Source organism: Mesorhizobium sp. LCM 4576, assembly GCF_001854815.1.
Lineage (GTDB): Bacteria > Pseudomonadota > Alphaproteobacteria > Rhizobiales > Rhizobiaceae > Mesorhizobium > Mesorhizobium plurifarium.
The window spans coordinates 112,824-124,686 of record NZ_MDDT01000009.1; the positions used below are offsets into that span (position 1 = coordinate 112,824).

10 protein-coding genes are annotated in these 11,863 nt (G+C 65.3%); 8 read left to right on the forward strand and 2 right to left on the reverse strand.

The genetic code is table 11. The annotated features are described in order from the left end of the window. Positions 1-8: 8 nt before the first annotated feature. From tssK to LCM4576_RS04420, 8 genes are all read left to right on the forward strand, one after another. Entirely contained in the window at positions 9-1,343 is a 1,335-nt protein-coding gene (gene tssK / locus LCM4576_RS04385) for a type VI secretion system baseplate subunit TssK (RefSeq protein WP_071030706.1), read from the forward strand. A gap of 4 nt (positions 1,344-1,347) precedes the next feature. Next, on the forward strand, positions 1,348-2,682 hold the full coding sequence (gene tssL / locus LCM4576_RS04390) for a type VI secretion system protein TssL, long form (RefSeq protein ID WP_071030707.1): 1,335 nt from the start codon (positions 1,348-1,350) through the stop codon (positions 2,680-2,682). Between the two features lies 1 nt (position 2,683). Further along, complete coding sequence (gene tssM, locus LCM4576_RS04395) at positions 2,684-6,223, forward strand: type VI secretion system membrane subunit TssM (RefSeq protein ID WP_071030708.1); 3,540 nt, start codon at positions 2,684-2,686, stop codon at positions 6,221-6,223. Further along, the gene (tagF, locus tag LCM4576_RS04400) at positions 6,205-6,747 is read left to right on the forward strand and encodes a type VI secretion system-associated protein TagF (RefSeq protein ID WP_083354888.1); all 543 of its coding nucleotides are present in this window, start codon (positions 6,205-6,207) and stop codon (positions 6,745-6,747) included. The genes tssM and tagF overlap by 19 nt, the downstream gene beginning before the upstream one ends. A 100-nt stretch (positions 6,748-6,847) precedes the next feature. After that, positions 6,848-7,903 carry a DUF2169 domain-containing protein gene (locus LCM4576_RS04405; protein ID WP_071030786.1) on the forward strand — a complete coding sequence of 352 codons (1,056 nt, stop codon included), beginning with the start codon at positions 6,848-6,850 and terminating at the stop codon, positions 7,901-7,903. Next, positions 7,903-8,958, forward strand: coding sequence for a beta-ketoacyl synthase N-terminal-like domain-containing protein (locus tag LCM4576_RS04410; RefSeq protein WP_071030709.1), 1,056 nt, complete (start codon positions 7,903-7,905; stop codon positions 8,956-8,958). Before LCM4576_RS04405 ends, LCM4576_RS04410 begins: the two co-directional genes overlap by 1 nt. Continuing rightward, positions 8,958-9,776 carry a DUF4150 domain-containing protein gene (locus LCM4576_RS37085; protein WP_071030710.1) on the forward strand — a complete coding sequence of 273 codons (819 nt, stop codon included), beginning with the start codon at positions 8,958-8,960 and terminating at the stop codon, positions 9,774-9,776. The genes LCM4576_RS04410 and LCM4576_RS37085 overlap by 1 nt, the downstream gene beginning before the upstream one ends. A gap of 2 nt (positions 9,777-9,778) precedes the next feature. Beyond that, positions 9,779-10,282, forward strand: a complete 504-nt coding sequence (locus LCM4576_RS04420; protein ID WP_041001898.1) for a hypothetical protein — start codon at positions 9,779-9,781, stop codon at positions 10,280-10,282. Positions 10,283-10,328: 46 nt separating this feature from the next. Here the strand turns inward: LCM4576_RS04420 and LCM4576_RS04425 are convergent, their stop codons facing one another. Together LCM4576_RS04425 and LCM4576_RS04430 are read right to left on the reverse strand one after the other, a co-directional pair. Next, a complete protein-coding gene (locus LCM4576_RS04425; protein WP_071030712.1) occupies positions 10,329-11,426 on the reverse strand; it encodes a HEAT repeat domain-containing protein in 1,098 nt (365 codons plus the stop codon). Positions 11,427-11,428: 2 nt separating this feature from the next. Continuing rightward, positions 11,429-11,857, reverse strand: coding sequence for a DUF6484 domain-containing protein (locus LCM4576_RS04430; RefSeq protein ID WP_071030713.1), 429 nt, complete (start codon positions 11,855-11,857; stop codon positions 11,429-11,431). Between the last annotated feature and the right edge of the window lie 6 nt (positions 11,858-11,863).

The window sequence follows — 11,863 nt, forward strand, 5'->3', positions numbered from 1 at the left end:
GTGGCAGCATGAGCGACGCAAACAGGGTGCTGTGGTCGGAGGGCCTGTTTCTCAGGACCCAGCATTTCCAGCAGCAGGACCGGTTCTTCGAGGGGATGGTGCGCGGCGCCTTGCAGGCCGGCCAGCTCCATACGTTCGGCTTCCAGCAGCTGACGCTCGACCAGTCGCTGCTCGACGCCGGCCAGGTGTCGATCGTGTCCGCCCGGGGCATCTTCCCGGACGGCACGCCGTTCTCCATCCCGGAGCTGATGGATGCGCCCAAGCCGCTGCCCGTCACGGCCGATACCGGCGCCGGGCCGGTGCTGATCGCRCTGCCGCTGGAGCCGCCCGGCGGCGTCGGCTTCGATCCGGCGCATGCGGCATCGACGGGCSCGCGCTATCACGGCAAGATCGTCCCGGTGCGCGATGCCGTCCAGGGCGGCGCCGATCCGGAAGAAATCGAGATCGCCCGGCCGCAAGCGGTGCTGCTGGCGCCCGGCAAATCGGTTGGCGGCTACACCGCGCTGCCGGTCGCCGACATCACGGGCGTGCGCGCCGATGGCGGCGTCTCGCTCGACCTGGCCTTCCTGCCGCCGACGCTGATCACCGGCGCCGTCCGCTGGTACCGGCAATTGCTGCAGGAAGTCGTCACCGGCCTCGACCAGATCGCCGAGGCGCACGGCAAGATGGTGATGGGCGGGGCAGGCCGCAGCGTCGAAGACTTGCTGATGCTGCACCTCGCCAACGCCGCGCGGCCGCGCCTCGCGCATATGCTGGCGCAGGATGTCTTCCATCCGGCCGAGCTCTATCTCGAGCTTGCCGGCCTCGCCGGCGAGATGGCCACCTATGGCTCGAGCTCGCGGCGGCTCGGCGAATTGCCGGCCTACGACCACATGGCGCCCGGCCCTGCCTATATGGCGCTGGCGGAAGCCTTGCGTTCGCTCATCCTCAGCCTGCGCTACATCGAGCCGAAGTCGCGCGCGCTGCCGGTCATGCGGCACGCGACCAATGTCTGGAAAGTGCGCATCGACAACCCGAAGCTGCTCGTCGCCAGCCGTATCGTCATCCGCGTCGGCTCCGAGCTTTCGGAAGACGCGCTGCGCAAGATCTTCGTCAACCAGGCGACGGTCGGCTCGGCGGACCAGTTCGAAGGCCTGTGGAAGTCGCGCCTGCCAGGCATCCCGCTGAAGCCGCTGCATTCGCAGCCGCGCGAGATCCCCTATGACGGCGATCGGCTCTGCCTGGAGCTCGACCAGAAGAGCGAGCACTGGGCCTCGCTGCTCGACGCTCCGGGCTTCGTCATCGGGGTGTCCGGCGTGCTGCCGAGCGAGCCGCAGGTCGACTGCTATTCGGTGAACAGGTGAGGCCATGAGCCGGGATGATCCTTTCGGACTGTCGGAGGATCGCGAGCGCACCCGCATCCGGCTGACGGGTGCCGCTCCCCGGCCGCTGGCGCCGCTGGCGCCGGGCGCGCCGGGCGCGCCGGTCAAACGCGCGCGTGCGCACCCCAACACGCTCATCAACATCTTCGCGCCGCTGCTCGAATTCGCGCCGGAGCTCGAAAGCGCGCTGGCGCCGGAGAACCCGGAAGTGATGCGCACGCGCCTGCTCGACGAGCTGGTGCGGGCGCGCGACGCCGCTGTTGCCGCGGGCTCGTCGCTGGAGCGCGCGGACCAGGCGGCATGGGCGGTGGCGGCGCTGCTCGACGATCTCGCGCTCAACACGCCATGGGGCGGGGCCAGCGCCTGGCCGCGCCAGCCGCTGGTGGTCATGCTGCGCGGCGACGTCGATGCCGGCACCCAGTTCTTCACCCGCCTCGACGAGCTGGAGCGGCATCCCAACCGCGACCGCGAAATGCTGGAGCTGCAATATTACTGCCTGGCGCTCGGCTTCCGCGGCAAGTACCGGGTGCCCGGCCGCGCCGGCGACCGGTCGCTTAACGCCGTGCGCGTGGCGGCGGCGCGCTTCCTGCGCAACGCAGATGCCGAGGACGCGCCGCTGTCGCCGAACTGGAAAGGCGTTATCGCCTCCGACGAGCCGCAGCGCTTCATCGTGCCGATCTGGGTGATGGCGCTTGCCGCGGTCGTCGTCGCCGCCGCCGCCTATATCGGCCTGTCGATGGGCTTGAGCAGCCAGGCGGTCGAGCTCTCGGCGCTGGTGCGCACGCTGCCGCCCGCTTCGCGCGGCGACGTCACCCGCGCCGCGCCCAAGCAGGATGCGCCCGCGCCTGAGCCGCAGCCGGTCGATTTCGCGCTGCTGCCGGAATTCAAGGCCGAAGCGCCGGACGATCTCAAAGGGGCGCTCAGYGGCACCGAGAGCGTCTCGCTGGCCAAACTGATCATCCAGTCGTCCAATCCCGAGCTCTTCCAGTCCGCGCGGCCGACGCTGACGGAAGGCTACGAGCCGCTGATCGCGTCGATCGCCAAGGTGATCCTGGACAACAAGGAGCTGATCGGGAAAATCACCGTCGTCGGCCATACCGACAATGTGCGGCTGCAAAAATCCAATCCGTTTGCCAGCAACCAGCGCCTGTCGGAAGCGCGCGCCGAAACCATAGCCAAGCTTCTGGTGCAGGCCGGTGTGTCGGCGGAGAGCATCTCTTCCGAGGGCCACGCCGAAACCGATCCGGTGGCGGACAACTCGACACGCGAGGGCCGCGCGCTCAACCGGCGCGTCGAGGTCCTGGTCGAGAAGAGGCTCTGAGATGTTCATCCTGCGCTTCCTCTGGGCCGTCATCACCTCGCGATWCCTGTGGACGCTGATCGGCATCGCGCTGCTTTCGCTGCTGATCTGGGTGTTCGGCCCGATCGTGCAGGTCGGCCCTTACGCGCCGTTCGAATCCGACAATGTGCGCATCGCCATCATCGCCGGGTTGATCATCCTGTGGCTGATCTGGCTGATCATCGCGCAGCGCCGCGCGATCCGCGCCAACCGCATGTTCGTCGCCGAGATCGCGGCGCCTGTTCAGGAAAAGCAGCTCACGCCCGGCGAGGAGAGCGTCGCGGCCGTCGGCGCCAAGTTCGGCGAGGTGATGGCCGAGCTCAAGCGCCGCAAGCTCGGCGGCCGCAAATTCCTGCGCGAAATGCCCTGGTATGTGATCGTCGGGCCGCCGGCCACCGGCAAGACGACGGCCTTGCGCCAATCCGGGCTCAATTTCCCGATCGACCTCACCGACGATCTGCAGGGCGTCGGCGGCACGCGCAATTGCGACTGGTTCTTCTCCGAGAACGCGGTGCTGATCGACACAGCGGGCCGCTATGTCCAGCAGGAAAGCCAGCCGGATGTCGACGCGGCGGAGTGGCTCGGCTTCCTCGACCTCTTGAAGAAGCATCGGGGCCGCCGCGCGCTCAACGGCGTCATCGTCGCGCTGTCGATCGATGCGCTCTCCGAAGGCGACGAGGCGATCAAGGCGCATGGCCGGAAAATCCGCCGCCGGCTGGCGGAGCTGAACGATCGGCTCGAGATCCGCCTGCCCGTCTACCTGATGCTGACCAAGGCCGACCTGATCAAAGGCTTCGAGGCCTTCTTCGGCGGCTTGTCGACGACGGCGCGCGAACAGGTGTGGGGAACGACTTTTCCGCTCGACGCTCGCGTCAACGCCGGCACAATCCAGACAGAACTTGCCAGGCTGGCCTCCGAGCTGGAGCGGCGGCTGGTGCCGCGGCTGGAAGACGAAGACAAGCTTGGCCAGCGCGCCGAGATCTTCCGTTTCCCGGCGCAGTTGGCGAGCCTCTCCGAGCCGATCCAGGTGCTGGTCGAAGCAATGTTCGGCGAAAGCCGCTACGAGGAGGCCGCCTGGCTGCGCGGCCTTTATCTGACCTCGGCGACACAGGAAGGCGCGCCCATCGACCGGCTGACCGCCGCCCTTTCCTCGTCCTTCGGATTGCCGCCCCGCCGCGCCATGCCGGCGGCGCGTGTCGAGAAGCGCAGCTTCTTCCTCAGGAACCTGCTCACCGAAGTGATCTTCAAGGAAGCCGGCCTCGGCACATTCGATCCGCTGGCGCAGCGCCGGCGCGCCTGGATCTGGCGCGGTGCTRCCGCCGCCTGCGCTCTCGCCGCCCTGCTCGCCGGCGGCCTGTTCACCTGGTCCTATCTCGACAACCGCAATGCAATCACCGAACAGGCCGRCCAGTTCGAGGCCCTGCAACAGCCGCTGACGGATGTCGCCGCGATACCGGTCGCGGTCGAGCAGCCGACCATGGATGGCGCGCTGGCGGCGATGGACGCGGTGGCGGCGGCCCGCACCGCGCCGCCGGACGCGATCCACAACCTGCTCGGCCCGACCGCTTCGGCCGAGCTGGTGCGCGCGCAGACCGACACCTACGACCATGCGCTGCGCAACGTGCTGGAGCCGCACATGGTCGCGTTGCTGGAGGCGACGATGTGGCGGCAGATCCGCGATCCGGATTTCATGCTCGGCGCGCTCAAGACCTATCGGATGATGACCGGCCTGTCGCAGATGGACACCGACTTCGTGCAGAACTGGTGGGTGAACAACCTGCCRCAATTCGCRCCGGYCGCGCCCTTCCCGACCGCGGACGCCGAAGAGCACCAGCTCGCCGCGATCCGCCGCATGGCTGTCGACGACAGCTATATCGCGCCGGACAAGGAACTGGTCGCCGAGGCGCTGAAGACGGTATGCACGATCTCGCTCCCGGAGCGCGCCTATAAGCAGCTTCTGACTGACCCGGAAGTGGCGGCGGTCAAGGAATGGGTGCCGGCCAATTTCGCCGGACCGAACGGCGCCAAGGTGTTCGCGCGCCGTTCCGACAAGACGCTGCGCGTCGGCGTGCCGGGCCCCTACACCTATGCCGGCTTCCATGACGCGATCCTCGACCGCGTCGAGGACGTCGCCGGCCAGGCGGCGCTCGACCGCGCCGTGTTTGCCGGCGGCTGTTCGGAGAATGCGGAGACGTCGGTCTCGGCGCTGTCGGAAGACATCCTGAAGCTCTATTACGACGACTACATTTCGCAGTGGGATAGTTTCCTGCGCGACATGCGGCTGGCGCCGCTGACCGACCTCAACGTCGCCAGCGAGAACCTCAAGGATCTTTCCAGCGCCGACTCGGCGCTGAAGCGCCTGCTGACCGCAGTGGTGCAGGAAACCGACCTGACCCGTTCGGACGACGCGGCGGCCGACGACAAGAGCGGCGCCGCCAAGACCGGTTCGAAGCTGCTCAGCAAGCTCGGCAAATTGGGCAAGGTGGTGAAGACGGGCGCGAAATTGCTGCCCCGCGCGGGCTCGGCCGATCAGGTCGACATGACCGGCAGCCTGGTGGCCGAGCATTTCAAGCAGCTCAAAGGCACGATCGCGCAGGTCGACGGCCAGCCGCCGGCGCTCGACGCCGCCGTGGTGGCGCTGACGGCGCTGTCCAACGTGCTGCAGACCGTCACGGCTAATCCCGATCCGCAGGACGCCATCAAGAAGCAGGGCGGGCTGGCCGAATTGACCGGCGCTGTCGCCAGGCAAGCGCAGATCCTGCCTTCGCCGATCAACGACTGGCTGGGCGGCATTGCCGGCGACACCAGCGGCCTGTCGCAGAAGGCCGTCACCAACGAGCTCAACGCCATCTGGCSCGCCGATATCCTGCCCTTCTGCCAGGCAGCRCTCAACAACCGCTATCCGTTCAGCCCGGACAGCGCGGTCGACGTCAATGTGCGCGACTTCCAGCGCCTGTTCGGACCGACCGGGTTGATCGATGCCTTCACCAACGACCATCTGATCAACTATGTCGACACCGCCAGCGAGCCGTGGAAATGGCGCGCCGATTTCGGTCTCGATCCGGCGGCGCTGGCGGCCTTCGAGCAGGCGCGCCACATCCGCGACGATCTCTTCCCCGGCGGCACCGGGCCGGTGATGAATTTCACCCTGGAGCCGAAGGACCTGTCGCCCAACGTGGCGCGGGTGACGCTCAACCTCGATGGCCAGAACCTCGTCTATTACAACAACGCGACGAGGCCGCAGCCGATGACATGGCCCGGCAAGGACGGCACCGGCGTGATATCGCTCGCCTTCCAGCCGGTCGACGGCTCGCCCGAGGTGATGCTCAACGAGACCGGCAGCTGGGCGTGGCTCAGAATGYTGCGCGGCGGCCGCTTCAATGCGACCAAGCTCACCGACGTCTACAGCCTGCGGCTCGGCACCAAGGGGATGTGGGCCGATTTCGAGCTCAAGGCGGCCAGCGTCGAGAACCCCTATACGCTCGAAATGTTCAAGAAGTTCACATGTCCGCCGCAGATCTGATCCTGCCCGGCTTCTACGGCAAGATGCCCGCCGCCGGCGATTTCGTGACGCGCCGTTTGCCGGGCGATTTCGTGCGCGTGTGGGACCGCTGGCTGGCTCAGCACATCGTGCCGCTGTTTGGACTCGAAACCTGGCCAACGGGTACGGCCTTGCGCTTCCTCAGCGGTCCTGGCGCCTTCGGCGCCTCGGCGGGCATCGTGTTGCAAAGCGCCGACAGGGTCGGCCGGCGGTTCCCGCTCAGCGTCGTCGCTCGGCTTCCGGAGGCGCCGCTGAAGCTGGCCTATTGCGATAGCTGGTTCGACGGCATCGAGGGCGCGGCCTTCGCCGCGCAGCGGGGGGAGCTCACGCCAGACGAACTGGACGCGGCGCTAGCCGCGCTGCCGGTTCCGCATGTCGGTGGCGAAAGCGATGTCGTCGACGACCTGGTCATATGGACCGCGCATACGGACATTTTCGACGTCGATCCGCAGGCGCCGCAGCCGACACTGGAACAGATCTTCGCCGCGAGTTGGGAGACCAGCTGATGGCCGTGTTCGAAGAGGTCTTCAGTCCRCTATCAACGCTCGGCTTCAGCCGGGCGGCTGAAACCTCGCTGATCATCATCGGCTGAGGATGTGGCTTCAGATGTGGATGCTGTTGAACCAGACGCCATTTGCCGCCCAGCAGGGCTGGACGCGCGACGAGCAGGGACACGAGGTCTGGCTGATTGCGATCAAGGCTTCCTTCGAGATCGACCCCGACGGGAAACAGCGGCTCCTCAAAGAACAGACGCCGATAAATCTGGCGCCCCTCCATGCCGCGGACGCAAACGAACTTCTCGACGACACAGATTTCAATCTCGAGAAGAAGCATACCGACATTCTGGTCGAAGGACATGTCTATGCACCCGGCAGGCGTCCGGGCACCGAGAGCACGGCGCGCATAAAGGTCGGCGACGTGGACAAGACCCTTAATGTCATAGGGGATCGCGTGTTTGTTCCCGGCGCAGTTTCGGCGAGGCTGAGCCGGGCCGAGCCGTTCACGAAAATGYCGATCACCTGGCGCCGCACCTATGGCGGCACGGATATGGAGGCTTCAAAGCCGGATTGGGACCAACGCAATCCGGTGGGAACGGGATTTGCGGTCTCGCCGCAGCGACTGGTCAGCAAAACCGGACCCAACTTCGAATATCCCGACGCGCCTTACCGCGACCACCGCAGTGGCAAGCCGGCCGGGTTCGGCCCAGTGGCGCGACACTGGCAGCCGCGTATGAAACATGGCGGCACCTATGGCGAAGAATGGCAAAGGACGCGCGATCCGCTTTTGCCGCGCGATTTCAACCGACTGTATTACCAGTGCGCGCCGGAAGATCAGCAGACCAAGACCCCGCTCATGGGCTACGAAGTCGCGCRGCTCGGCAATTTCACACAAGACGGCTTCTGGGAGTTCCTGCTGCCCCGCGTGACCTTCAACATCACCACCCAGTTCTACAACCGTCCCGACCGCAAGAACAATGAGCCGGTGATCCACACGGTGCGCATCAAGCCGGATCTGCGCCAATTCTCGATCACCTGGATGTCGACATTGTCCGTCCCTTATGACGAGGAAAGGCTGAAAGGCAGCTATGTGAGGATCCGTGAGCGTTCCGGCGTGTCGCCAGCTGTGGCGGCGACCGGTGTCTGGCTTGGGGAAGACGCGTGATGGCCAAGGCCGACGCCATCGTCGTGGTGGGCGTGGGAGCGAGAACGCCCCTGGGATTCGATGCGGCATCCAGCGCGGCGGCCGTGCGGGCCGGAATTTCCGCCATCCAGGATCATCCCTATCTGACCGATCGATTTGGCCAGCTGATGAAGGTGACCCGCGATGCCGGCGTGCCGGCGGAGCTTCAAGGCGCGGGCCGTGTGGTTGAGATCGCGTTTTCGTCGGCTCTCGAAGCGTTGCGGCCGTTGCTCGGCTCCGGTTACACGGCGCCGATATCGCTGATCCTTTCAACCGGCGAACCCCGGCCCGGCCAACCGGAAGGCTTCGCCTCGAAGGTCAGCGCCGCGTTGCGCAAGCAGCTGTCACAGCACGTCATGCTGGAAGGTGGCGGCTCTACCGCTGGCGGCCATGCCGGCGGACTGCTTGCGATCCATCACGCCTGCAAATCGCTTCGCGAAGGCAAGGCAAGGTTCTGCCTCGCCGGTGGGGCGGACAGCTATTTCGATCTGGAAACGCTGGAGTGGCTGGACGACAACGAGCAGCTTCACTCCGAGGGGAACGTATTCGGCTTCTGTCCCGGCGAGGCGGCGGGTTTCTGCCTGCTGGCGACACTCCCCACAGCGCGGGAATTCGGATTGACGCCGTTGCTTGAAATCGTTGGGACCTCCACTGCCGCCGAAGAGAACCGGATCAAAACCAAGTCCGTCGTCCTGGGAGAAGGGCTCGGTGCCGCCTTTCAGTTCCTGTTTCGAGACGGACCGATCGATCCTGTCGACCGTATCATCTGCGACATGAACGGCGAGCGCTATCGCGGCAACGAATATGGCTTTGCGGTTCTGCGAAATCCGGGGCGCTTCAGGGATGCCGCAGATTTCGAGACGCCGGCGGACTGCTGGGGCGATGTCGGGGCCGCTTCGGGGCCGCTGTTCGTCAGCCTGGTCAGCGAGGCCGTGGCGCGCGACTATCAGAAAGGTCCGCTGTCGCTGATCTGGACGAGTTCCGAGAACGGCGCGCGCGCAACGGTGCTGCTGGGCGCGCCGGGAAAGAGAAGCTGATGCCAACGCACATCACCGTCAACGGCCTTGGCCTGACCTACAAGAGCACGGTAGGCCTTTCGATGGCGACCATCCCGGATGTCTGCAAAACGCCCAGTCCGGGCGGCCCCGTTCCGCTGCCCTATCCGAACATCGCAGACCAAAGCACTTTGCAAAACGGCACCACGACGGTCTTTRCCAAGGGCGGCAAGATGATCGCCATCAAGGGCTCGCAATACAGCATGAGCTCGGGCGACGAGCCCGGTACCGTCGGAGGCGTCAAATCCGGCGTCTTCAAGAAGGCGACGGACTGGATCACCTATTCGTTCGACGTCAAGATGGACGGCAAGAACGCCTGTCGCCATACCGACAAGAAATTTCACAATGACAAGAATACGGTCGACCTGGCCGGCAATTTCGATCCCAACGTGCCGCAGCCTGGATTGAATGCGTATCAGATATCGATCTGGAAGAAATGCGTCGAGCAGCACGACAAGTACGATGATATCAAGAAGGAGAATGAGAAGCTTTCCAACGACTACAAGGCGGCTAACGGAGAGAAGCCGAGCTTGACGAAGGGCAAGATCTGGTCAGGGCGAGCAACTCCGCAGGAGAAGGCAAACTACAAGAAATTCCTTGAGGACCAGAACGCGATTTTCGAGAAGCTGGCGCATGAAAGAGCCGTCTACATCGTGGAAGATTGCGATGACATCCCCTGGGACGGAGGCAAACCCACGAAGCAGGAGCGCCTCGATGGTCACTATGACGCGCACAGCAAGGTGGAGCAGGCCATCAAGAACAACAAGGCGGAGCTTGCCGACGCCAAGATGGGACCCTGAAAATGACGACAGCACTCGAAATCGCGGAGAAGATCAAAAAGGCGTGGTCGTCTGTCGAACCCCCACCACATGAGGATATGGCGTACTTCATCACAGGCTGGGGAAAGGGCGAGCGACACCTGTTTCTTGATGTAAAGCCAGTCGATGTCGATCGCGACGATTCGCGGTTTCTGGTGGCAGACGTGCTGGCAGAGATGTCGCCGCGTGCCACGGCGGCATATCTTGGGCCGTATCTGATGACCTTCTTCGAGGATCTGGCATTCCAGGAAGACATGGGCTTCTTCTCCGAGCCGATGGTGCGCGGGAGCGTCCTGTCGCTGCTCAGCCTGCCTAGAACCTGGTCCGACATCCGGCCTTACCTGTCGCAAAATTGCAAGGAAGCGCTCGGCGAAGCTGTGGCCTACATCCTGAAATCGCACGAGATATTGAAGCTGGACCGCCCGCTTATCCTGTCCCTGGAAAAGCTTTCGCGATCGATCGCAAGGGGCATCGACTGGGAGCCATAACATGGTCCGCGAACCGCCGCGACGGGGCGACAAGCAGGCCGCTCGATCACGGCGCGGCTGACCGGAGGCCTGGAAATCTGCTGTCGCTCCATGCCTTGACATTGGCCGCCACCGGCACTTTGACCGCAAAATCTCCAAACCGGTCCTCGAACGCCTGACCGAGCTCCGTCGGATCGAGAGTGAACAAGTCCTCCGCCTCGCGTGCTTCGGGAAACAGCTCGAGCAATGCCGCGCCGGCAGCTGGCGCAAAAGCCGGCGTCCGCATTTGGTGGATCAACCAGTGGAGAACCATGCGGTCTCCCAACATGCCGGCGCCGCGCACCGCAAGGGGCGCCGTCTCGGGCGATTTCAGCAGCCCGCCCATCCAGGCTCTCGCATCCTTTTCGGGCGCTGCCTTGATGGCGGCGCGCAGCGCCGTGATGGCGTCCGGACCGCCGCCGACCGCCACCCTGCGCAATTCGGCTCCGGCGAGGTCACCCGAGCCGAGCTCCGTCAATGCCCAGGCGGCCCAGAACCGCGGCTGTTCCTGGCCATCCTCGAGAGCCGTCCGCAATTCGTTGGCGAGGTCGGTTCGCCGCAGTTGGCCGGCCAGGCGCAGGCTGACGGCGCGGACGCGCGCATCGGGATCGCGCACGAGCCGCGACAGCATCTCCTTGGGGTCGACGCCGTGTCCAAGGCAGGCCGAAACCCCGAGAAAGCGCTTGAACGCGTCCGGCGCGCCGATCCAGTTACGCACCTCGGCGGCGATTGCCCGCGGCTTGTGCCAAGCCAACGCGCCGATCAGTCCGCGCGCGTCATCCTGACTTTGGCGGCCGAGTTCGATGGCTTCGGCCAAACGGCTGCCGTTGCTCTGCTCGATCGCCATCCAGGCGTAGAGGAAGAGCTCGCCCTTCTCGGGGAAATCCTCATAAGCGGCGGCGACAAACGGCCAGGCCGCGGGACCGGCGATGCGCAGACCATCGAGGTTGGTTTCCAGACGGCRCTCGACGCCCGAGACGGCGGCAAGATCCGGCGGATCGGCCAGCATCAACGTATCGCGCTGCGCCCAGAGGAACGCGGCCTGTTCGGCGTGCTGCCTGACGATGCCGGCAACGATCGGCCGTTCCGACGGGCCTTTGGCCGCTTGATTGCGAGCGGCAGCCATCGTCAGTTGAGATCGATGGATCCGCCGCGGATGCGGTTGGCGGCGCTTGCGTGGCTGGTGACATAGGTGCCGCGAATGGTTATGCGGCCATCCTTTTCCATGAGGATCGTCGCCTTGCCGCAGCGCAGCTCGATGCGTTCTTCGCCGATGATGCGAACACACTCGCCGTCACGAACGACCTGCGGCGCTGCGCTCTTGCGCGCAGGCTCGACGATGCGGCCGACGATCAGCGGCTTCATCGCGTTGCCTTCCTGAAACAGCAAGGCAACCTCCTGGCCGATCATGTCGGCGGTCAGTTCGGTCAGGCTGCGCGCGGGCAAGGCGGCTTCTTCCGGATTGCCGGGGAAGACCACCAGCGGCGAAGCCGCATCGTCGAAAYCGAGGAAGATGCCGATCACCACACCATCGATGCGCTCGCGAACGTCGCTCATCGCCGA

What these genes read in the sequence shown, in the direction of transcription:
- tagF (WP_083354888.1), top strand. Translation starts at nt 6,205, where the DNA reads ATGTCCGCCGCAGATCTGATCCTGCCCGGCTTCTACGGCAAGATGCCC.
- LCM4576_RS04410 (WP_071030709.1), top strand. Translation starts at nt 7,903, where the DNA reads ATGGCCAAGGCCGACGCCATCGTCGTGGTGGGCGTGGGAGCGAGAACG.
- LCM4576_RS04420 (WP_041001898.1), top strand. Translation starts at nt 9,779, where the DNA reads ATGACGACAGCACTCGAAATCGCGGAGAAGATCAAAAAGGCGTGGTCG.